Origin of the sequence: Metabacillus kandeliae (assembly GCF_021166585.1) — a bacterium.
GTDB classification, from domain to species: Bacteria; Bacillota; Bacilli; order Bacillales; family Bacillaceae; genus Metabacillus_B; species Metabacillus_B kandeliae.
In genome coordinates this window covers 423,033-444,982 of sequence record NZ_JAJOZE010000002.1, presented here as the reverse complement: position 1 = coordinate 444,982, position 21,950 = coordinate 423,033, and the positions used below count along the sequence as shown (strand labels likewise).

At 47.4% G+C, this 21,950-nt stretch carries 23 protein-coding genes and 1 riboswitch; of the genes, 19 read left to right on the top strand and 4 right to left on the bottom strand.

Translation table 11 applies throughout. The features are described 5' to 3' along the window. Window positions 1-448 precede the first annotated feature (448 nt). Window positions 449-1,531, bottom strand: a complete 1,083-nt coding sequence (locus LRR81_RS09325) for an AI-2E family transporter (protein ID WP_231789078.1) — start codon at window positions 1,529-1,531, stop codon at window positions 449-451. A gap of 158 nt (window positions 1,532-1,689) precedes the next feature. On the opposite strand from LRR81_RS09325, the gene LRR81_RS09320 reads away from it, so the two are divergent. The 18 genes from LRR81_RS09320 to LRR81_RS09235 all read left to right on the top strand — a co-directional run bounded on the left by LRR81_RS09320 (window position 1,690) and on the right by LRR81_RS09235 (window position 20,222). Beyond that, a complete protein-coding gene (locus LRR81_RS09320) occupies window positions 1,690-2,907 on the top strand; it encodes a CHAD domain-containing protein (protein WP_231789077.1) in 1,218 nt (405 codons plus the stop codon). Next, the gene (locus LRR81_RS09315; RefSeq protein WP_231789076.1) at window positions 2,908-3,330 is read left to right on the top strand and encodes a cytidine deaminase; all 423 of its coding nucleotides are present in this window, start codon (window positions 2,908-2,910) and stop codon (window positions 3,328-3,330) included. Window positions 3,331-3,340: 10 nt separating this feature from the next. Beyond that, window positions 3,341-3,526 (top strand): NETI motif-containing protein, encoded by a 186-nt coding sequence (locus LRR81_RS09310; protein ID WP_231789075.1) that lies wholly within the window; start codon window positions 3,341-3,343, stop codon window positions 3,524-3,526. Between the two features lie 84 nt (window positions 3,527-3,610). Further along, window positions 3,611-3,712, top strand: a riboswitch (purine riboswitch). 94 nt (window positions 3,713-3,806) lie between these two features. Beyond that, the gene (purE, locus tag LRR81_RS09305) at window positions 3,807-4,295 is read left to right on the top strand and encodes a 5-(carboxyamino)imidazole ribonucleotide mutase (RefSeq protein WP_231789074.1); all 489 of its coding nucleotides are present in this window, start codon (window positions 3,807-3,809) and stop codon (window positions 4,293-4,295) included. After that, window positions 4,282-5,412 (top strand): 5-(carboxyamino)imidazole ribonucleotide synthase, encoded by a 1,131-nt coding sequence (gene purK, locus LRR81_RS09300; protein WP_231789073.1) that lies wholly within the window; start codon window positions 4,282-4,284, stop codon window positions 5,410-5,412. Before purE ends, purK begins: the two co-directional genes overlap by 14 nt. 15 nt (window positions 5,413-5,427) lie before the next feature. Continuing rightward, window positions 5,428-6,726, top strand: coding sequence for an adenylosuccinate lyase (gene purB / locus LRR81_RS09295; RefSeq protein WP_231789072.1), 1,299 nt, complete (start codon window positions 5,428-5,430; stop codon window positions 6,724-6,726). A 70-nt stretch (window positions 6,727-6,796) separates the two neighbouring features. Further along, window positions 6,797-7,516: a phosphoribosylaminoimidazolesuccinocarboxamide synthase gene (gene purC / locus LRR81_RS09290; RefSeq protein ID WP_231789071.1), complete on the top strand. Its 720-nt coding sequence runs from the start codon at window positions 6,797-6,799 to the stop codon at window positions 7,514-7,516. Continuing rightward, window positions 7,509-7,763, top strand: coding sequence for a phosphoribosylformylglycinamidine synthase subunit PurS (gene purS / locus LRR81_RS09285; RefSeq protein WP_231789070.1), 255 nt, complete (start codon window positions 7,509-7,511; stop codon window positions 7,761-7,763). Before purC ends, purS begins: the two co-directional genes overlap by 8 nt. Then, on the top strand, window positions 7,760-8,443 hold the full coding sequence (gene purQ / locus LRR81_RS09280; protein WP_231789069.1) for a phosphoribosylformylglycinamidine synthase subunit PurQ: 684 nt from the start codon (window positions 7,760-7,762) through the stop codon (window positions 8,441-8,443). The genes purS and purQ overlap by 4 nt, the downstream gene beginning before the upstream one ends. Then, a complete protein-coding gene (gene purL, locus LRR81_RS09275; RefSeq protein WP_231789068.1) occupies window positions 8,427-10,655 on the top strand; it encodes a phosphoribosylformylglycinamidine synthase subunit PurL in 2,229 nt (742 codons plus the stop codon). Before purQ ends, purL begins: the two co-directional genes overlap by 17 nt. Continuing rightward, a complete protein-coding gene (gene purF / locus LRR81_RS09270) occupies window positions 10,631-12,052 on the top strand; it encodes an amidophosphoribosyltransferase (RefSeq protein ID WP_231789067.1) in 1,422 nt (473 codons plus the stop codon). The genes purL and purF overlap by 25 nt, the downstream gene beginning before the upstream one ends. A 23-nt stretch (window positions 12,053-12,075) precedes the next feature. Continuing rightward, entirely contained in the window at window positions 12,076-13,116 is a 1,041-nt protein-coding gene (gene purM / locus LRR81_RS09265) for a phosphoribosylformylglycinamidine cyclo-ligase (protein WP_231789066.1), read from the top strand. Further along, window positions 13,113-13,700 (top strand): phosphoribosylglycinamide formyltransferase, encoded by a 588-nt coding sequence (purN, locus tag LRR81_RS09260; protein ID WP_231789065.1) that lies wholly within the window; start codon window positions 13,113-13,115, stop codon window positions 13,698-13,700. The genes purM and purN overlap by 4 nt, the downstream gene beginning before the upstream one ends. Next, window positions 13,697-15,235 carry a bifunctional phosphoribosylaminoimidazolecarboxamide formyltransferase/IMP cyclohydrolase gene (gene purH / locus LRR81_RS09255; RefSeq protein ID WP_231789064.1) on the top strand — a complete coding sequence of 513 codons (1,539 nt, stop codon included), beginning with the start codon at window positions 13,697-13,699 and terminating at the stop codon, window positions 15,233-15,235. Before purN ends, purH begins: the two co-directional genes overlap by 4 nt. A 258-nt stretch (window positions 15,236-15,493) precedes the next feature. After that, window positions 15,494-16,762, top strand: a complete 1,269-nt coding sequence (gene purD, locus LRR81_RS09250) for a phosphoribosylamine--glycine ligase (RefSeq protein WP_231789063.1) — start codon at window positions 15,494-15,496, stop codon at window positions 16,760-16,762. A gap of 47 nt (window positions 16,763-16,809) precedes the next feature. Then, window positions 16,810-17,952: a GNAT family N-acetyltransferase gene (locus LRR81_RS09245; protein ID WP_231789062.1), complete on the top strand. Its 1,143-nt coding sequence runs from the start codon at window positions 16,810-16,812 to the stop codon at window positions 17,950-17,952. 93 nt (window positions 17,953-18,045) lie between these two features. Further along, the gene (locus LRR81_RS09240) at window positions 18,046-19,329 is read left to right on the top strand and encodes a phytoene desaturase family protein (protein ID WP_231789061.1); all 1,284 of its coding nucleotides are present in this window, start codon (window positions 18,046-18,048) and stop codon (window positions 19,327-19,329) included. Between the two features lie 17 nt (window positions 19,330-19,346). After that, window positions 19,347-20,222: an RNA polymerase sigma-70 factor gene (locus LRR81_RS09235; RefSeq protein ID WP_231789091.1), complete on the top strand. Its 876-nt coding sequence runs from the start codon at window positions 19,347-19,349 to the stop codon at window positions 20,220-20,222. Window positions 20,223-20,301: 79 nt separating this feature from the next. Here LRR81_RS09235 and LRR81_RS09230 read toward each other — a convergent pair whose 3' ends face one another. Beyond that, window positions 20,302-20,469 (bottom strand): hypothetical protein, encoded by a 168-nt coding sequence (locus LRR81_RS09230; RefSeq protein WP_231789060.1) that lies wholly within the window; start codon window positions 20,467-20,469, stop codon window positions 20,302-20,304. A 113-nt stretch (window positions 20,470-20,582) separates the two neighbouring features. On the opposite strand from LRR81_RS09230, the gene LRR81_RS09225 reads away from it, so the two are divergent. Continuing rightward, entirely contained in the window at window positions 20,583-20,885 is a 303-nt protein-coding gene (locus LRR81_RS09225; protein ID WP_231789059.1) for a hypothetical protein, read from the top strand. A 25-nt stretch (window positions 20,886-20,910) separates the two neighbouring features. Here the strand turns inward: LRR81_RS09225 and LRR81_RS09220 are convergent, their stop codons facing one another. Further along, the gene (locus LRR81_RS09220; protein WP_231789058.1) at window positions 20,911-21,420 is read right to left on the bottom strand and encodes an RDD family protein; all 510 of its coding nucleotides are present in this window, start codon (window positions 21,418-21,420) and stop codon (window positions 20,911-20,913) included. Then, window positions 21,421-21,942 carry a DinB family protein gene (locus tag LRR81_RS09215; protein WP_231789057.1) on the bottom strand — a complete coding sequence of 174 codons (522 nt, stop codon included), beginning with the start codon at window positions 21,940-21,942 and terminating at the stop codon, window positions 21,421-21,423. It lies immediately after the preceding gene. Window positions 21,943-21,950: the final 8 nt, after the last annotated feature.

Sequence of the window (21,950 nt, the reverse complement as noted above, 5' to 3'; positions counted from 1 at the left end):
ATTGGAGCTGTTCTTTTTTTGTGTTGTTTTTAGTATTTTATGGGTGGATGGCTGTTTCATTTTGGTTGTGTGACAGGAGTGTAAAGGGAATGTTACTGTGGGGTAAAGAGTCTCTGTCCCCCTCTGAAGGGGCGGACCTGGCCCTCTATGCTTTACCGGAACAGGGGACAGAGAGTGTGAATGAAAAGCCGTGCTAGATAAAGGCTCATACGCCCGGGGACAGTCCTTTCATATTTGAACAGGGCGGGGGACAGGGACCGGGGACGGTGTCCCTGTCCTCTGTTCCGGTGCCGCAGCGGGGGACAGGGACGGCTATACCCAACCCCTTGTCTCCCTTGGTTTTACGCCGACGGGGACAGGGCTTTCATCTGGCAGTGAGGCGGGGGACAGGCTCCTATTAAAAAGGGGGACAGAGACCAGAACTTCTGGCCTCCATCCCCTCTAACCCCTAAAGCACCCGCTCCTCACGCTTCTTCCGATTCCTCAACCGATAAAACAAAATAAAATTCTTCACAATCGTCTTGATAACCGAATAAGCAGGTATCGCAATCAGTATACCGATTAGTCCATAAAGCGATCCAGCTACTAAAAGAAGCAGCAAAATGGTGAGCGGGTGGACGTCCAGGCGTTTGCCCATGACGTTTGGAGAAATAAGATTTCCTTCAATTTGCTGGACAACGATCAAAACAATCAGAACTTTAAGTGCCATGACCGGGCTTGTTTGGAAAGCAACGAACAGAGCTGGCAATATGCCGAGAAACGGTCCAAGGAACGGGACAACGGTCAGGCATGTTGCGAATATGGCGAGGACGAGTGCAGAGTCCAGGCCGATGATGAGAAAACCGATGTACATAAGAACGCCGTCTACGCAGGCTATGATAAATTGTCCGACAATATAATTAGATAGAGCTTTGTCGACGTCTACTAAAATTCTGTTTCCTTCTGCTTCATGCTCAGAAGGAAGCCATTTTAGCATAAAGGGACGCAGCTTGTGGTCGTCTTTCAGGAAATAGAAAAGAATGAAAGGGACGACAACTAGAATGGTTGCTATGCTGGCAATCGTTGTAATGATATTAAAGACGTTGCCTGCCAGGTATTTGGATACTGATGTAGCATAGCCCATTACTTTTTGTTTGATGTCCTCATCTGATGTAATGAATTGATTCAAGTTAAAGTCTTTCATATATTCAGATGATAATTGGCTGAATTTATCCGGGAACTGCTTGACGATATTTTGCACCTGTGATGTAAGCAAAGGTCCGAATGTATAGATAGCAAATGCGAGAAGGCCAAAAAATACGGCAAATACGATTAGGATACTGAGTGATTTTGGCAGTTTTTTTGACAGAACGTGTACGACAGGCCGGAGTATGTAATATAAAAATCCGGCAATCAGAACCGGGAAAAAGAGTGTGCCGATAAATTGCTGAAACGGCAGCAGGAAGTAATCGATTTTACCAAATAGAAAGATGATGATAAGTGCTAGGATAATACCTGTTGCATACTTGAAAAATGGTTTATTGATCCACAAATAGGACGCCTCCCTCGATAAAAAGCTCATCCTATATCTTTCCTGATTTTTCTTACTTTGAAACAAGCCTTAATTTGTCAGGGGAATGCGGGTAAAAATGTTAGAATAGGGGTAATCCATTCGATAATAAATAAAAGCTTGGATGGGAGGGGATATTGATGACAATCATGCAGATCAGACAGACAGATGATACCGGCCGAATCGTGATCCCGAAGGAAATGCGGGAGTCACTTAGACTGGAAGGCAAGCCGCTTGCCATTCACCTTCTTGAGGATAAGAGCGGCATTGCCGTTGTGGCTTCAAAGTCAGTGAATACGAGAAGCAGAAGAAAGCTGGATGAAGAGGGCAGGCTGCTGATTAATTCGGCGATCCGCAAGCAGCTTGGCTGGGGTAAAGTGAAGCAGCTTGAAATTACGGCAAGCGGTGAATCGCTGCTGTTAAAAGAGCCTGCAAAGCGGTGTGCGATTTGCGGTTCAGCTGAGACGCTCATGAAGATCAAGGAGGAATATCTTTGCGAGGATTGCCTCCATCTCGGGAACCAGAACGTGGCAGGCAAATGGGAAGAGCTGCTGGATGGGCTGATGAAGCATTATATAAAGAAATGCAGGCAGGCTTTGGAGAAAAAGGATGATAAAGAAGCTGTCCACCATACCCGCACTACAGGAAGAAAGCTCAGAAATTTGCTGGAGTTCATCGGCTTAAGAAAAAATCATCCAATCATTGAGCGGATAAAAGAAGCGCATAAGCATCTCGGAAAGGCGCGGGATCAGGATGTGCTGAGGGAAGCTTTTGAAAAGAGAGCTGCCGGAGAAGAGGATGATAAGCTAAGAGCGGTGTATTTGGAACTGGCTGATCTCGCTCTCGGTAAGCCGCGGAAAAAGCTTGAGAAGAAGCTTCCTGATGTGATTAATGATGATTTTCAGCATCTTTGGAATGAGTTTCTTCATACCCAAATGGGAAGCTTCGTTCTTATGCTGAACGTTGATGAAAAGCTGAAAGAGCATGAGGAAGAATACCAAAAGCTTGTCAGCCGCTATAAGCAGGCGGCAGATCAGCATGGCAGCGTTTCGAAAAAGGGTATGGAAGCTCTTCATAAAGTGAGAATTAAGGCAAAGGGCATGCGTTACCTATACAAGTATGCCGATGAAATTGAGGGCGGCGGGTACAAGGAGCAAGCTGAGCATTATAAAGCTTTTCAGGATCGCTTTGGAGAAATCAATGATCGAAAAACCTGGCTCGATGAATTGGACAAGAATGAAAAGAAAATAAAAGCGTCCAAAAAAGAGATTAAGAAAGTGAAGCACCAGCTGACTGATGAGCTGGCTGAGCTTGTGAGCAAAATTGATTTTGGCGCTGAAAAAGGAGTGGCAATATAAATGCTTCAGCTGCCGCTGGAACAAGAAGATGTTGAACTGGTTCAGGCTGCCCAAAAAGTGATCAAGGACAATTATACGTTTGGCCGGCATCACGTCGGGGCTGCCTTAAGGACGAAAGAAGGCAAAATTTTCACAGCAGTGCATCTTGAGGCGAACGTTGGCAGAATTGCCGTATGTGCAGAAGCCATTGCGATTGGAAAAGCCATATCAGAAGGATATCGCCATTTTACTGCGATTGCAGCAGTCAGGCATCCGGATCCAGAGCACAGCGGAGCTGAGATAAAGCCTGTGTCCCCATGCGGCATGTGCCGGGAGCTGATCAGCGATTATGGAGAAGAAATGCACGTTATCCTTCCTTATGAAAGTAACCTCATAAAATGCAGCGTAAAGGAATTGCTGCCTTTGAAATACAATAGAAAATAAAGGAGTCCGCATGAGCAAGCCAAATAAAAAGAAATTTGAAGTGATGGAAACAGAAAGCATCGGTGATTGTCTTGATCGGATGAAGCAGGAAGGATACACACCTGTCCGCCGGATGGAAGAGCCGATTTTTAAAGAAGAAAACGGAGTGCCTGTCCCTGTGGGGAGAAAGATTGTTTTTGAGGGAAAAACAACCTAAACACGAACGTTCTTTAAATCAGATATCTCCATCGTTCGACAATAGGGTTGACAGGTATTGCCCTGCCCTGCTATGATGATGGTAGAATTTATAACGAAGCACTCTCATATAAAGTCGGGAATATGGCCCGAAAGTTTCTACCTGGTTACCGTAAATGACCAGACTATGAGAGAAAGTGTACATATAACCAGCCTAGATACAAGTCTATGCCGGGTTTGTATTGCTTTCTCTTTGAGAAGCAGGCAAACCCGGCATTTTTATTTTTAAAGGGGGCTATACCATGGGGGCAGAAGCAGCGGTTATTATGGGCAGCACGTCTGATTGGGAAACGATGAAGCATGCCTGCGACGTGCTGGATGAGCTTGGCATTTCTTTTGAAAAAAAGGTCGTTTCAGCGCACAGAACGCCTGATTATATGTTCCAGTACGCAGAAACGGCAAGAGAGCGGGGCATCAAGGTTATTATAGCAGGCGCAGGCGGGGCGGCCCATCTGCCGGGAATGACAGCCAGCAAAACGACGCTTCCGGTTATTGGCGTGCCGATTCAGTCGAAGGCGCTTAATGGCATGGATTCTCTTCTCTCCATCGTGCAGATGCCGGGCGGAGTGCCTGTAGCCACGGTTGCGATCGGAAAAGCAGGGGCAGTGAATGCAGGGCTTCTGGCAGCACAGATTCTGTCGATAACAGATCAGGAAGTGGCGGGAAAGCTTGGCGAAAGAAGAAGGAGGCTTGAAAAAACCGTAATGGAAAGCAGTGATGAGCTTGTATAAGCGTATTTTTCCAGGACAGACAATCGGCATTATCGGCGGCGGACAGCTTGGCAGAATGATGGCGCTTGATGCGAAAAATATGGGCTACAGGATTGCGGTGCTTGATCCAGCTCCTGAGTCGCCGTGCGGACAAGTGGCAGATATCGAAATTACGGCACCTTTTGACGACTTGGATGCTATTGCCAAGCTTGCATCAATCAGTGATGCGGTTACATACGAATTTGAAAACATCGATTATAAGGCGCTCATGTGGCTTGAGGAAAATGCCTATCTGCCGCAGGGAAGCAGGCTTCTCGCCCTCTCACAGGACAGGGAAACAGAAAAAGCAGGCATCCGGGAGGCCGGGTGCGAGGTGGCGCCTTATGAGATTGTTAGAAATGAAGAAGAGCTGAACGCAGCTGCAGCCACCATTGGTTTACCTGCCGTTTTAAAAACATGCAGAGGCGGGTACGACGGAAAAGGACAGCTAGTGATCCGAGATGAGGCTGGTCTCAGAGGAGCACAGGAATTGCTTGAGAGCGGAAAATGCATACTGGAAAAATTGATTTCTTTTGATCTGGAAATCTCGGTCATCGTGACCCGGAGTCCATCAGGAGAAACAGCAGTCTTTCCAGCGGCAGAAAACATTCATGAAGAAAACATTCTCAGCAAGAGCATTGTGCCTGCAAGAATCAGCAGGGAGACGAAGGAGAAAGCAGAAAAGATGGCGCTTCAGATTGCTGAAAAGACTGAGCTTGTCGGGACGCTGGCTGTGGAGATGTTTGTGCTCGCTGGTGAAGGCAAAATTTACATTAATGAGCTCGCCCCAAGGCCTCATAACTCAGGCCATTATACGATGGACCTTTGCGAAACCTCTCAGTTTGAACAGCATATCAGGGCTGTTTGTGATTTGCCTCTGGGCGGGACGGAATTGCTGCAAAAAGGGATGATGGTCAACGTATTAGGCGAACATCTTGAGCCAGTTTTAAAAGATCTTTCGTTTTTAGAGGAAGCTGCGATATACTTGTACGGTAAAAAGGAAAGCAGGCCCAAACGAAAAATGGGGCATGTTAACGTGAAGACGGACGACATTGAAACTGCGATCGAAAAATACAGCAGGCAATGGAATTCGAAATAGAACGGAGGATACGGCATGTTAGACCGCTATACGAGACCCGAGATGGGTGCAATCTGGACAGAGGAAAACCGCTTTAAGGCATGGCTTGAGGTGGAAATTCTAGCTTGTGAGGCATGGGCTGAGCTCGGCATTATTCCAAAAGAAGATACAAAGGCTTTGCGGGAAAATGCCTCTTTTAACGTAAACCGGATCAAGGAAATAGAAGAAGAAACAAGACATGATGTGGTGGCTTTTACACGGGCGGTATCTGAAACGCTCGGCGAAGAGAAAAAATGGGTGCATTACGGCCTTACCTCAACAGATGTGGTAGACACCGCCCTCTCTTACCTGTTAAAGCAGGCAAACGAAATACTGCGCAATGATTTAACGCGTTTTATAGAAATACTGAAAAATAAAGCGATTGAGCACAAAAACACAGTCATGATGGGCAGGACGCACGGTGTGCACGCAGAGCCGACAACATTCGGCCTGAAGCTTGCTTTATGGCATGAAGAAATGAAGCGGAACCTTGAGCGCTTTGAAAACGCGGCAAAAGGGATACAGTTTGGAAAAATGTCCGGAGCTGTCGGAACATATGCTAACATTGACCCGTTTGTGGAGCAATTTGTGTGTGAAAAGCTTGGCCTCAGCCCTGCTCCAATTTCCACTCAGACACTCCAGCGCGACCGCCATGCTGATTACATGTCAACGCTTGCTTTGATTGCCGCTTCCATTGAAAAGTTTGCTGTGGAAATCCGCGGGCTTCAAAAGAGTGAAACACGGGAAGTTGAGGAGTTTTTCGCAAAAGGCCAAAAGGGATCATCAGCCATGCCCCATAAACGGAACCCGATCGGTTCTGAGAATATGACAGGCCTTGCAAGAGTGATTCGAGGCCATATGGTTACAGCTTACGAAAACGTGCCTCTATGGCATGAGCGGGACATTTCCCATTCTTCAGCAGAGCGGATCATCCTGCCTGACGCGACAATTGCGCTGAACTACATGCTGAACCGCTTTGGCAATATCGTGAAAAACCTCACTGTTTTCCCTGAAAACATGAAGCGGAACATGGATAAAACGCTCGGCCTGATCTATTCCCAGCGTGTGCTGCTTGCTTTGATCGATAAAGGGATGTCACGCGAGGAGGCGTATGATCTTGTCCAGCCGAAAGCGATGGAGGCATGGGAAACAGAAACGCATTTCCGCAAGCTGATTGAGGCAGATGAAACGGTCACATCCAAACTATCGCCTGAAATAATTGATGATTGCTTTGATTATCACTACCACCTGAAGATGGTCGACAGCATTTTTGACCGATTAGGTTTGCATAGCTAATTAAGGAGCCTTAACGGCTCTTCTATACAGTAAGTATTCCCAATATTCCGAATAAAAAGGGGTGCGGTGCATGGAAAAAGGACAGCTGCTATATGAGGGCAAAGCGAAAAAGATTTACGCAACCGAAAAGGAAAATGAGCTTTTAGTAGATTACAAGAATTCCGCTACAGCCTTTAACGGAGAGAAGAAAACAGAAATAGAAGGCAAAGGCCGCTTAAACAATGAGATCTCCTCCCTGCTGTTTGAGAAGCTGAAGGAAGAAGGCATCGAAAGCCATTTTATCCGCAAGTTATCTGAAACAGAGCAGCTTGTAATAAAGGCCGACATTTTTCCGCTTGAAGTTGTTGTGAGAAACATCGTGGCCGGCAGCCTCTCAAAGCGGCTCGGCGTGAAAGAGGGAACGCTGATTGGAAAGCCGATCGTGGAGTTTTATTACAAAAACGATGAACTTGGCGATCCGCTTTTAAATAAAAGCCACATTGCCTTTTTGCAGGCAGCTGAAGAAAAGGAGCTGCAGCAAATGGAAAGGCTCGCACTGAACGTAAACGAGGTGCTGAGGAGCCATTTCAGCAGTCTTGGCGTAACGCTTGTGGACTTTAAGCTGGAATTCGGAACAGCGGCTGACGGTGAACTGATTTTAGCGGATGAAATTTCTCCTGACACGTGCCGTCTATGGGATGCCGAAACAAATGAAAAGCTTGATAAAGATGTATTCCGCCGGAATCTCGGGAGCTTGACTGATGCTTATGAAGAAATCCTAAAACGACTGGGAGGCAGCCTCAATGTATAAAGTGAAGGTGTATGTGACGCTAAGAGAAAGTATTTTGGATCCGCAGGGAAAAGCCGTTCAGAATGCGCTCCACAGCATGGGCTATGAAGAAGTGCAGGATGTAAGGGTAGGGAAGTATCTTGAGCTGATGGTCGAAAAAAGCAGCCGGCCGCTTGAGGAGACGGTGGAAGAAATGTGCCGCAAGCTTTTGGCAAACACAGTCATTGAGGATTTCCGCTTTGAAGCAGAGGAGGCTGTGCCGCAATGAAATTTGCTGTGATTGTGTTTCCAGGTTCAAATTGCGATGCAGATCTTTACTGCGCTGTAAAGGATGAGCTTGGGGAAGAAGCGGAATATGTCTGGCATGCTGAGGAAGACTTGAGCGGCTTTGACGCCATCCTTCTTCCAGGCGGGTTTTCCTATGGCGATTATTTGCGCTCAGGCTCCATTGCCCGTTTTTCAAGCATTATGAAGGAAGTAAAGAAGGCTGCAGAGGAGGGAAAACCCGTCCTTGGCATTTGCAACGGTTTTCAGATCCTGCTTGAGGCTGGCCTTCTGCCGGGCGCAATGAAGGTGAATGAAGGGCTGAAATTCAGCTGCCGCCACTCTGAATTGATTGTATTAAACAATCAAACAATGTTTTCAACTGCCTACGAAAAAGAGGAAAAGATCTCTATTCCGATTGCGCATGGTGAAGGAAATTACTACTGTGACGAAGAGACGCTAAAAGAGCTGAAAGCAGGAGAACGGATTGTGTTCACTTATGGCGACAATCCAAACGGCAGCATCGAAGACATTGCCGGCATTGTGAATGAAAAAGGAAATGTGCTCGGCATGATGCCGCATCCGGAGCGGGCCGTTGACGCGATACTCGGAAGCGCAGATGGCTTAAAGCTATTTCAATCGATCGTGAAAAACTGGAGGGAAACATATGTCACTGCTTCTTGAGCCAAGTCCAGAGCAAATCAGGGAAGAACAGCTGTATCGCCAAATGGGGATTACAGAAAACGAGTTTTCCATGATTGAAAACATTCTCGGAAGAACGCCGAATTATACAGAAACGGGCATCTTTTCTGTTATGTGGTCAGAGCACTGCAGCTATAAGAACTCTAAGCCGGTACTGAAAAAGTTCCCCGTAACAGGCGAAAAGGTGCTGCAGGGTCCTGGAGAAGGCGCCGGTATTGTCGATATTGGCGACGGCCAGGCGGTTGTGTTCAAAATAGAAAGCCACAACCATCCGTCAGCCATTGAACCTTATCAGGGAGCGGCCACAGGCGTCGGCGGCATTATCCGCGATGTTTTCTCAATGGGCGCGCGTCCTATTGCTCTATTAAACTCGCTTCGATTCGGCGAGCTCGGTTCCAAAAAAGTAAATTACTTGTTTGAAGAAGTAGTGGCAGGGATTGCAGGCTACGGCAACTGCATCGGCATTCCGACTGTCGGCGGCGAAATTCAGTTTGATCCTTCCTATGAAGGAAATCCGCTTGTGAATGCCATGTGCGTCGGCCTCATTAACCATGAGGATATCAAAAAAGGCCAGGCAAAAGGAATCGGCAACACCGTGATGTATGCCGGCGCCAAAACAGGCCGCGACGGGATTCACGGTGCAACCTTTGCCTCAGAAGAGCTGAATGATCAGTCAGATGAAAAGCGTCCAGCCGTACAAGTGGGAGATCCATTCATGGAAAAGCTGCTGCTTGAGGCGTGCCTTGAGGCGATTCAATGCGATGCTCTCGTCGGCATTCAGGATATGGGAGCTGCAGGCCTGACGAGCTCTGCTGCCGAAATGGCGAGCAAGGGGGGCTCAGGCATTGCGATGAACCTTGACCTCGTGCCGCAGCGCGAAACAGGCATGACACCTTACGAAATGATGCTTTCCGAGTCGCAGGAGCGGATGCTTTTGATTATCGAAAAAGGACGGGAAGAGGAAATAGAGCGGATTTTTGCCAAGTATGAGCTTGAGGCGAAAGCGATCGGAACGGTAACAGACGATAAGCTCCTTCATGTGACGCATAAAGGAGAAACAGCAGCCGTTATTCCAGTTGACGCGCTTGCGGAGGATGCGCCTGTTTATCATAAGACGTCAAAAGTGCCGGTATACTTTACAGAATTTCAGGATATGGCCCTTGAAAAGCCTGTTGTGAACGACCTGCAGGAAACACTGAAGGAGCTTCTGGCGCAGCCGACAATTGCGAGCAAGGAGTGGGTTTACAGCCAGTATGATCATATGGTGCAGACAAACACGGTTGTTGCCCCAGGCTCTGACGCTGCTGTTCTCCGCATCAGAGGCACAAAAAAGGCGCTCGCCATGACAACGGACTGCAATTCGCGCTACCTGTACCTTGATCCGGAAACAGGCGGCAGGATCGCCGTGGCAGAAGCTGCACGCAACATCGTCTGCTCAGGAGGCACCCCTCTTGCCATCACAGACTGCCTGAATTTCGGAAGCCCGGAAAACCCTGAGATCTTCTGGCAGCTCGAAAAGGCGGCAGAGGGCATGATTGCGGCGTGCCTTGCACTGAACGCACCTGTTATCGGAGGCAATGTCTCCCTTTACAATGAAACGAATGGAACTGCCATCTACCCGACGCCAGTCATCGGGATGGTCGGGCTCATTGAGGATACATCCTATATCACGACCCAGCATTTTAAAGAAAACGGTGATTTGATTTACCTGATTGGCTCTGCAAAGCCTGAGTTTGGCGGAAGCGAGCTTCAAAAGCTTATAAATGGCGATATTTCAGGCAAAGCGCCTGAGCTTGACCTTGGGATTGAAAAGGAGCGCATGGAAGAGCTGTCAAAAGCGATCCGAAAAGGGCTTGTTGCTTCTGCTCATGATCTGGCAGAAGGCGGCCTTGCAGTGGCGCTCGCTGAGTGCACCTTTGGCACGGAAGGAATGGGCGCAAGTGTGACTCTTCAGGGAGAAGCAGTTACAGAGCTGTTCAGCGAAACGCAGTCAAGATACCTTGTCAGTGTTTCACGTGAAAAAAAGGAAGCCTTTGAGGCAGAGGTACAGGCGGTGCAAATCGGAGAAGTAACAGGGAACGGCCGCCTTCTCGTCACTGGTGATGATAAGAAACATTGGATCGACGCACAGGTTTCCGAGCTAAAAGAAATCTGGAAAGGAGCGATACCATGCTTGCTGAAATCAAAGGCCTGAATGAAGAGTGCGGCGTTTTTGGCATCTGGGGACATCCGGATGCTTCGCAAATCAGCTATTACGGCCTGCACAGTCTGCAGCATAGAGGACAGGAAGGCGCAGGGATTGTTTCGACAGACAGCGAAGTTCTTCACGCCCATAAAGGACTCGGCCTCATTACTGAGGTCTTCCAAAATGGAGGGTTGAAGGATCTCGCAGGCCATGCCGCCATCGGCCATGTCCGCTATGCGACAGCAGGCGGAGGAGGCTATGAAAACGTTCAGCCGCTTGTTTTCCGTTCCGAGAGCGGGGGCCTGGCCCTGACGCATAACGGCAATTTAGTCAATGCCACTCACCTGAAGCATCAGCTTGAGAGCCAGGGCAGTATTTTTCAAACAACGTCTGATACAGAGGTTCTGGCTCACTTGATCAAGCGAAGCGGCTATGCGGATCTGAAGGAGAAGGTGAAAAATGCTCTTTCTATGCTGAAAGGCGCCTATGCGTTTGTAATCCTGACAGAAAATGAAATGATGGTGGCGCTTGATCCGCACGGTTTGAGACCGCTTTGCCTCGGCATGATCGGAGACGCTTATGTTGTAGCGTCAGAGACATGCGCCCTCGATATTGTGGGTGCCGAGTATTTGCGGGATGTGCAGCCGGGCGAGCTATTGATGATCAATGACAGCGGCCTTGTGTCAGAACGATTTTCCGGTGGAAGCAATCGGGCAATGTGCAGCATGGAATATATTTATTTTTCAAGGCCTGACAGCAGCATTGACGGCATTAACATTCATACAGCGCGGAAGAATCTCGGCAAGCAGCTCGCAAAGGAAGCCCCTGTTGAAGCAGATGTGGTTACAGGCGTTCCGGATTCCAGCATCTCGGCAGCCATTGGCTTTGCAGAAGCAACAGGCATTCCGTATGAGCTTGGCCTCATCAAGAACCGCTATGTCGGCCGCACGTTTATTCAGCCTTCGCAGTCGCTCAGGGAGCAGGGGGTCAAAATGAAGCTGTCGCCTGTCAGAGGGGTTGTCGAAGGAAAGCGGGTCATCATGGTGGACGATTCGATTGTGAGGGGAACAACGAGCAGGAGAATTGTGCAGATGCTGAGGGATGCAGGCGCTGCCGAAGTGCACGTGCGCATTAGCTCTCCGCCGATCAGCCATCCGTGCTTTTACGGGATCGACACTTCTACACATGAAGAATTGATTGCCTCCTCGCACACTCCTGAAGAAATCCGGAAAATGATCGGGGCGGACTCACTTGAATTTTTAAGCGAAAAAGGGCTTGTGGAAGGAATCGGCCGTCCCTATGCCGGTGAGCACAGTGGGCAATGCATGGCCTGCTTTACGGGGAACTACCCGACGGAAATCTACTCAGATACGGTGCTCCCTCACGAAAAGGAAGTCCATCTGTAAAGGATAAAAAAGGAGGAAGCGGGATGTCTAAAGCCTATAGAGAGGCCGGTGTGGATATTGAAGCCGGCTACGATGCAGTCAACCGGATGAAAAAGCATGTGGAACGGACAGCAAGAACCGGAGCTCAGACGATTCTCGGCGGTTTCGGCGGCATTTTTGATCTGTCAGAGCTGGCCTATAAAAAGCCTGTCCTCATATCAGGCACAGATGGAGTCGGCACAAAGCTGAAGCTTGCGTTTATGGAAGATGCTCACGATACGATCGGAATTGATGCTGTCGCGATGTGTGTAAATGATATCCTGGCACAGGGAGCAGAGCCGCTGTTTTTTCTTGATTACCTTGCAGTCGGAAAAGCAGATCCTGCAAAGATTGAAGAGATCGTAAAAGGGGTTGCTGACGGCTGCGCTGAGGCAGGCTGTGCATTAATCGGCGGAGAAACAGCGGAAATGCCAGGTTTATACGAAAATGGCGAATACGATCTTGCCGGATTTTCTGTCGGAGCCTGTGAAAAGGGCGATTTAATCACAGGCGAAAACATTAAGCCTGGACATACGCTGATCGGGCTTGTGTCAAACGGCCTTCACAGCAATGGCTTCACTCTTGTCCGGAAAATTCTTTTAGAGGAAGCGGCGCTGGATTTAAAAGAAACCTATGCACCGCTTGACAGGCCGCTTGGCGAAGAGCTTCTTGCCCCGACCCGGATTTATGTGAAAGCTGTGCTTGAGGTATTGAAAAAAACGACAGTCTCCGGTATGGCGCACATAACCGGCGGCGGCTTTATTGAAAATATTCCGCGGATGCTTCCAAAAGGCTGCGGAGCTGAAATTGACTATGGCTCATGGCCTGTCCCGGGTATTTTTGAGCTTCTTGAAGAGAAAGGTTCTCTTTCAAGAGAAGAGATGTTCAACGTATTCAATATGGGGATCGGCTTTGTACTGGCTGTTCCGTATGAAAGCATGCTGGATGCCATTAAGATTCTTGAAAAGAACGGAGAAAAAGCCTTCATCATCGGCCGGGTGAAAGAAGGAGACGGCGTCAGCTTCGGCGGAGGCAGCCTTTTATGAAAAAAGCAGCGGTCTTCGCATCAGGTAATGGCTCGAATTTTCAGGCGATTGTTGATGCTGCCAAATCAGGCGGGCTCGCTGCCGATATATCGCTTCTTGTATCGGACAGGGAAAAGGCTTATGCGGCAGAGCGGGCGAAGGCAGAAGGCATACCGGCTTTTGTTTTTCATCCGAAGCAATATGAAACTAAAGCGGCCTTTGAGAGGGAAATTCTATCAGCGTTAAAAGCAAAAGGAGTGGAATGGATTTTCCTTGCCGGCTACATGAGATTGATTGGGCCGACACTGCTTGAGGCATATGAACAAAGGATTGTGAATCTGCATCCCTCTCTGCTTCCGGCTTTTCCCGGGAAAGATGCGGTCAAGCAGGCAATGGACGCGGGTGCCACCGAGACCGGCATCAGCGTTCATTTTGTTGATGCCGGTATGGATACAGGGCCAATCATCGCGCAAAAGCCGATTTCTATTGAAAAAAGTGATACCCTTGACAGCCTGACAGAAAAAATTCACCGTGCTGAACACAGCTTTTACCCATATGTTCTGCAGAAAATAATCGAAGAAAAGGCAAAGGTGGTTCCGAAATGACAATCAAACGTGCTCTCTTAAGTGTATCCAACAAAGAACATCTCGCTGAATTCGCAGAAAAGCTGATTGAACTTGGCGTTGAAATCATTTCAACAGGCGGGACTAAAAAGCTTCTGGAGGAAAAAGGACTGCATGTAAAAAGCGTTTCAGAGGTGACAGGCTTTCCGGAAATTATGGACGGCAGAGTTAAAACGCTCCACCCTGCGATTCACGGCGGACTGCTTGCGGTGAAAACAAACAGCAGCCATATGGAGCAGCTCGCTGCGAACAACATTCAGCCGATCGATCTTGTAGCAGTTAACTTGTATCCTTTTAAAGAAACGATCACGAAGAGCGATTTTACACTGGAAGATGCGATTGAAAACATTGATATCGGCGGGCCTGCCATGCTTCGCGCTTCAGCAAAAAATCATGAACATGTAACGGTTGTTACTGATCCTGGTGATTACGAAAAAGTGATCAGTGAAATACAGGAAAACGAGGATGTCAGCCTCCAGCTGAAAAGAAAGCTTGCTGCAAAGGTTTTCCGCCATACGGCAGCCTATGATGCGATGATCGCCGGCTACTTAACAGACATAACAGGTGAGGAAGATCCAGAATCCTTAACAGTGACATTTGAAAAGAAACAGACTTTAAGGTACGGCGAAAACCCGCATCAAAAAGCAGCATTCTATGAATCTCCCGACCATTCAAAGGGCTCCATCACAGAAGCTGTCCAGCTTCACGGGAAGGAGCTATCCTATAACAATATTAAAGATGCCGATACAGCGCTTCAGATTGCTGGAGAATTCAAGGATCCTGCCGCTGTTGCCGTTAAGCATATGAATCCATGCGGAGTTGGTACAGGAACAACTATTTTCGAAGCGTATCAGCGGGCCTATGAAGCAGATCCAGTTTCTATTTTCGGCGGAATTGTTGCGCTGAATCGCGAGGTTGACAGGGAAACAGCAGAAAGACTTCACGAAATCTTCTTGGAAATCGTCATTGCACCATCCTATTCTGAGGAAGCGCTCCAGATTTTAAAAGGAAAGAAGAATATTAGACTGCTAACAGTGCCGGTTGAAAAAGGCAGCACAGGCGCCAAACAGCTGACATCTGTCAGAGGGGGGCTTCTTGTACAGGAAGAGGACATTCTGACATTTGAAGATACAGTCACATCGATTCCAACAAAGCGCGAACCATCAGAGCAGGAATGGAAGGACCTGAAGCTTGCCTGGACGGTTGTGAAGCACGTGAAATCGAATGCGATCGTACTCGCAAAAGATGAAAGAACAGTCGGTGTCGGAGCAGGGCAAATGAACAGAGTCGGCTCTGCCAATATTGCGATCGAGCAGGCTGGAAAGCTGGCAGAAGGCAGTGCCATGGGCTCTGACGCCTTTTTCCCGATGGGAGACACGGTTGAAGCTGCCGCAAAAGCAGGCGTGACAGCCATCATCCAGCCAGGGGGCTCCATCCGTGACGAAGAATCCATTCAGGCAGCTGATAAACACGGCATCGCTATGGTCTTCACAGGCGTCCGCCATTTCAAACATTAATTTAATTATGTCACCTGACAGCATTCCCGATATTTTGATATTTCCGGGGAAATTGTCAGGTGCTGCTGAAATCATAAGAAACCTGCGGAAAATGTCCTGATATGTATATCGCCGGGCGATACGGCGGATTATTGCCGCTTCATGGGGAATACAGAGAGATAGAGCGAAGCATGTCAGGGTTTGCAATGCTATAGCGATATATAAGCGATCCTGCAGAAATATGGTGAACGACTACGAAACAGCAAAGGAGCGGGAGGAATGAAGGTACTTGTCATCGGTAAAGGCGGCAGGGAGCATGCCATTGTAAAGAAAGCTTCAGAAAGCAGGCTTGTCACAAAGGTGTTTGCGGCACCTGGAAATGAAGGAATGGGAGATGCTGCAGAGCTTGTGGATTTGCAGGAAACCCAGATTGGAGAGCTTGCGGGCTTTGCAAAAAAGGAAGAGATCGCCCTCACCATTGTCGGTCCTGAAGTCCCGTTAATGAACGGCATTGCCAATGTGTTTCGAAAAGAGGGCCTGGCGATTTTCGGTCCTTCCCAAGCGGCAGCGCAGATTGAAGGAAGCAAACAGTTTGCAAAGGACTTGATGAAAAAGTACAGCATCCCAACCGCAAAATATGAGGTTTTTGAAAATCTTAGCGATGCAAAGCGATATGTGGAGAAGCATGGAGCACCGATTGTGATCAAAGCAGACGGTCTTGCAGCAGGCAAGGGCGTTGTTGTTGCCATGACGGAGAAGGAAGCACTCGACTGCCTGCATGAATTTATGGAGGACAAGGTCTTTGGGGAAGCGGGAAGCGCCGTTGTGATCGAAGAGTATCTGGAAGGCGAAGAATTTTCTCTTATGGCGTTTGTGCAGGAAGAAAAGGTTTATCCGATGGTTATTGCCCAGGATCATAAGCGGGCATTGGAAGGCGACCTGGGGCCGAATACAGGCGGCATGGGAGCCTATTCGCCGGTTCCGCAGATTCCTGAAGCCGTTGTGCAGCATGCAATTGATACGGTTCTGAACCCGGCTGCAAAAGCCCTTGTCCAGGAAGAAGCGGCCTTTACCGGCATTCTTTACGCCGGGCTGATGCTTACAAAGGAAGGTCCAAAGGTTATCGAGTTTAATGCCCGTTTTGGGGACCCTGAGGCACAGGCTGTTCTTCCGCGAATGAAGTCGGATTTTATTGAGGTGCTTCTTTCCGTGATGAAAAAGGAAGAAGTCGACATACAGTGGAAAAAGGAAGCTGTTGTCGGCGTTGTGCTGGCATCTGCCGGATATCCTGGCCAATATGAGACAGGAACTGACCTTGGCACCTTACAGGATGTGCCGGAAAACGCCATGATTTATCATTCAGGAACGCGGAAAGCAGAGGGCCGCTATGTGACAAATGGCGGGAGAATTTTGACCGTTTCTGCTGAAGGGGAGACTTTGGAACAGGCTCGGAAAATAGCCTATGATGCAATTCGGCGAATTCCCGCGAACGGTGTGTTTTACCGGAAGGATATCGGCCATCGCGCATTTATTGCGGCAAAAAAGTAGGAATTGACGCGGCTGATGGCGAATGGTGAAGCAGGAGGTGCTTTCTGTTGAAGGTAATCAAGTTAAATGAAAATTGGTATGAAGAAGCGCTGAAGCTGTCTGAATACGCTTTTCAGTATAAAGTTCCTGAAGAAGAAAAAGAGAAGCTGTTTGACATGATGAAAGAGCATCATGAATTGTACGGGATCTTGGATGGAGATGAATTAGCCGCGAACATGCACTTTTTGCCGCTGGAAGTTTTTTTAGGAGGAAAGAAAATGCGCATGGGCGGTCTTGCTGGGGTTGCGACCTATCCAGAGTACAGGAGACAGGGCCATGTAAGAGAAATGCTGGAATTCACTTTGCAAAAGCTTAAGGAAGAAGGCTATCCTCTTTCCATGCTGCATCCGTTCAAAGTGTCTTTTTACAGAAAATACGGCTGGGAGCTTTTCAGCGATCGTCTTGTCTCTACTTTAACTTCAGAAGATTTAACGGTTCATAAAAAAGTAGAAGGAACAGTGAAGCGGGTTGCGAAAGAGGCGCACAACAGCGAAATTGACCTGCTGTACGATGCGTTTGCCGAGCCGTTCGCCGGCATGCTGGTCAGAGACAGAGCGTGGTGGGAGAATTCGGTATACAGGGATTACACATTAGGGGTTTACTATAATAAGGAAAAACAGCCAAAGGGATACATACTGTACAAAGTAAAAGACAAAAAAATGACAGCAGCTGAATTTGTGCCGCTCAATGAAGAAGCTCGCCATGGACTGTGGAACTTCATCTGCCAGCATGATTCCATGATCAAAGAGCTTGTGATGATCACGCACAAAGATGAGCCTATCTTTCACCTGCTGCCGGATCCAAGGATCAAAGCAGAAATCAAGCCGTATTTTATGGCCCGAATTGTTGATGCGGAAGCTTTTTTGAAAGAGTATCCTTTTAAAGAAGGAAAAGTGACGCTTCACATTACAGATGAATATGCTTCCTGGAATAACGGCTCCTTTTCAGTGAGCGAGGAAAAAGCGGAGAAAACAGGGGAATCCTCTGAAGGCATCAGCCTTTCCATCAATGATCTTGCTGCTATTTTATTTGGCTATCAGTCTGTTGAAGCACTGTCCTTGATCGGGAAAGTGAAAGGAGAAAAAACAGAGCTTGAGAAATTCAGCAGCATGCTGCCTGGGTTGACGCCGTTTTTCTATGATTTTTTTTAAGCGGGAGAGGGGAAACCCTCTCTTTTTTTGCTTTCATGTCACAGCTGCAATCCTTTATCCGTCTTGAGTATGAAAAGAAAGGGAGGGATTGAAATGGAACGATATGATGCAGTAATTATTGGGGGCGGAATAGCAGGATTAACCGCTGCCCTTTATCTGGCGAAGGAAGGGAAGAAAACAGCGGTGCTTGAGAAATCAAGCCGCTTCGGGGGACGCGCGATGACCATTAATAAAAATGGCGTGCTCATGAACTTAGGTGCCCATGCGTTATATAAGGGCGGTGAAGCTGATAAAATTTTTGAAGAATTGGGAGTCTCAATTAAGGGCAATAAACCTTCTGTGGCTGCCCAGGTTATTTGGAAAAATGATGTTTATCAAGTGCCGATGGGCTGGCGTTCCCTGTTCTCAAAGCAATTTCTGACTTTGTCTGGGAAGCTCCGCCTTGTAAAGCTTATGGTTCATCTATATAAGATGGATTTGAACTCGGTTCCGCATGAAAGTCTGCAAACGTGGGCGGAAAGAGAAATCGCTGATCCAATGGTCCGTCACTTCTTTTTTGCCCTTTGCCGTACAGCAACGTACACCCATGCTGCAAATATTCAGCTGGCAAGGCCAGTTATAAGGCAGGTTCAGCGGGTTTTGAAAGAGGGAGTTTTCTATGCCGATTATGGCTGGGAATCAATTATAAATGAATTAAAGTCTAAAGCTGCTCAATATGGTGCTAAGCTGCATGAAACAGCAGGTGTGGAGCGCATTGACTGCAATGGAGAAGTTAAACGAGTATGGTGCCCGCACGATCATTCATTTGAAGCGCATCACGTCATTATGGCAGTACCGCCTCACGAAGCATGCCGGCTAATACCCAATTCAGAGAAAACCTCGCTGTACCGCTGGAAAGAGGAAGCCCTCTCAGTAACCGCTTCCTGTTTTGATATGGGGTTAAAAACACTGCCGAATAAGAATCACCAATTTGCAATAGGCCTTGATCAGCCGGTCTTCTTTACAAATCAGTCCAGGGCAGCCAAGCTCAGCAATGACGGCAAGTGTGTCGTAAGCCTTGTGAAGTATCATGATCTAACAAGAACACACCTGGACTTACAATCTGAAAAACAGCAATTAGACGCTGCAATGGATTTGCTTCACCCAGGCTGGAAAAAAGAAGCAGCGGAGCAGCAGTATTTGCCGAAGATCACTATCGTGCATAATTTCCCTCACACGGGCAGAACAGAAAACCCGGGTCCGGCTGTTCCGGAAATAAAAGGCATTTATATAGCAGGTGATTGGGCTGGACATGAGGAATTATTAGCCGATGCAGCGGCTGCCAGCGCTAAAAGGGCTGCCATGCACATTTTAAAGGGAGATAAGGTGTCAGTATGACTCATAATAGCAAGGAATTGGAACTGGAACAGATCTATCAGGAATACAAACCGCTCCTTTTTTCTCTTGCCTATCAGATGCTGGGATGTGTAATGGATGCGGAAGACATTGTCCATGAATCATTTGTTGCTTTTAAAAGAGTGAAAGATACGAATGCTGTTAAAAACGTAAAAGCCTATTTGTGCAAAATTGCAGCAAATCGCTGTATTGATCACTTAAGATCTGCTGCCCATAATAAAGAAACTTACACCGGCACATGGCTCCCTGAGCCGATTGTGGAAGATTATCAGGAAGACCCGCTGTATTCAGTTACCATGAAAGACTCCATTTCCACCGCCTATATCATGCTTCTGCAGCAGCTATCCGAAGTGGAAAGAACCGTATTTATTTTGCGGGAGGTTCTTCAATACGAATATGAGACCATTGCCTCGATGGTTGATAAAAGCAGCGCAAACTGCCGGCAAATATTTCATAGAGCTAAAAAGGGCCTGGCTTATGAACCTGATCACTCTCAGCAAGATGAGCAGAAGTTTAAACATTGCATCGAGAAATTCACTGCGGCACTGCAAAACGGAGAAATTTCAGTCATGATGAACATGCTTCAGAATGACGCCGTCTTTTATGCAGATGGCGGAGGTAAAGTTAAGGCAGCGCTTAGACCGATCTATACGGCTGAGCGAATCGTACATCTCTTCTTAGGCGTAATGAAAAAGCTGCCCGAAGATGCCAGGCTTACATTTAAAAAGATTAACGGTGAACCGGGAGTTGCTGTGATGATGAATCATTACATTGCATACACAGTTGCCTTTGCTCTAAAAGATGAAAAAATTAATTCCATCTACATGGTGGCAAACCCTGATAAGCTTAGCCATTTAAATCAAACTAACCATTGAGAGTTGAAGGACTCTTCGTTTAAGAATAAGGCGTTTAAATTATGGCATGTTCTTTTCAGAATTTGCTTTTTTAATCGTTTTAGAAAAGGATCTTTTTTAAATACAGAAACACAAATAGAGCAGCCCCGATCACAGCCGTACCAGCAAGTACAACAGCAAATCCGTAAATAAAAGAATAAACAGCTGACAGTACATCAAGGAAAAAAAACTTCACTTCCCGATATGTATAGTCAAAAGCACGTTTCATCTTCTTCACCTCACAGACAATTTTAACCATATTTTAACAACTAAAAAAGATTTTGACATCTATCCAGAGGCACAACATAATGATGAGATAAAAAGAAATCAGGGGGAGAGGGAATGAGCAGAACGAAAAAAACAGGAATTGCTGTATCAGTCATTGTCCTGCTGCTGATCGCAGGAGGGATCATCTGGTACTTTAATACAGCGGCAGGAGAAAGAGCACTGAAAAGCTTTCAATCCAACAATTCGGGCGGCATAAACCGCGATGTGAAAGTTTACAGCAGTGATGGCAAGCTGATCAAAGAATATACAGGGAAAATCGATATTCAGGATACTGAATACGGCAACAAAGTATTATTTGATGTGAACGGCAAACGGGTTGTTATCTATAATGCCACGGTTATAACAGAAGAAAGGTAGAAGCTTCTTCTTAATAAAGCGTGTTTCACGTTCTGGCAAATACCCTTGTATTTGCCGCTAAATCATGCAGTGAGCGTCTATCCCTCCGCAGGCAGACAAGCAAAACAGAGATTAATGGAATGACATAAACGGCAGCAATCATGATCCAGTCGGCTGCTCCCATTTCCCAGCCTCTTCCCATTCCGCTGAAAATAAAGCTATGGGCCAGCTGCCACGGAAGCAGCTTCACGATATTCCGGATGATCAGCTGAAAATAGCTGCAGCGATCTCTGGATTTGCAGCACAGGTAAAGCCGGAAGATGTTCTTACCGATGGAGCCGGACCGTGAACTTCCCTCCATGAAAACAAAATAGCAAGTAACAGGGAGAAGAAGCGTGCCAAAAGAAACAAGCTCCTGCTGAAGCCTGTTAAAAGCGGGCATTCCGTTAAAACGATAGAATAAAAGGCTCACACCTGCGAGAAAAACAATATAAAGAACGATCACACCATAATCAATAAGAGCAGCCAGAAACCTCTTCTTTAAGCTTGCCGGCATTTAAGGAGTTTTCTGCTTCCCGGCATACAGGTAAAGCCCGAAATCCTGCATAACAGAAGCCTGGCCCTGCTGCCTGAGCATGGCGGCGATATTTCCGCGGTGGTAGGAGCCATGGGTGACGATGTGGAGGATGGTTTCAGCGATGGTGGTTTTTAGCGGCCCTGCATATGGGTTTTCCACAACCAGCTGCTTATTGAAATCTTCCTCTGCTTCCAAAAGGATTTTATATCGGGCAGCCGTTTCTTCGTAGAGCGCCTCTAATTCACTCAAAGGCTTTAATTCCGTTTCCGCTCTTTTTTGCTGAAAGGCTTCCAAGCCCTCTTTCATGCTCTTTCCTGACATGATGCCGAGCCATAGGGAATCAGTAAAATAGAGGTGAACAAGCACCTTGGCGATCGTAGGGAAGGCACTCGTCATTTCCAATGTGACAATCTCTTCCGGCAGCTCCTTCAGACGGTTAAAAATCTGGCTGTTCGCCCATGCGTGGTAATCATAAAAATCCTTCAGCTGATTTTTCTCCACCCGGCATC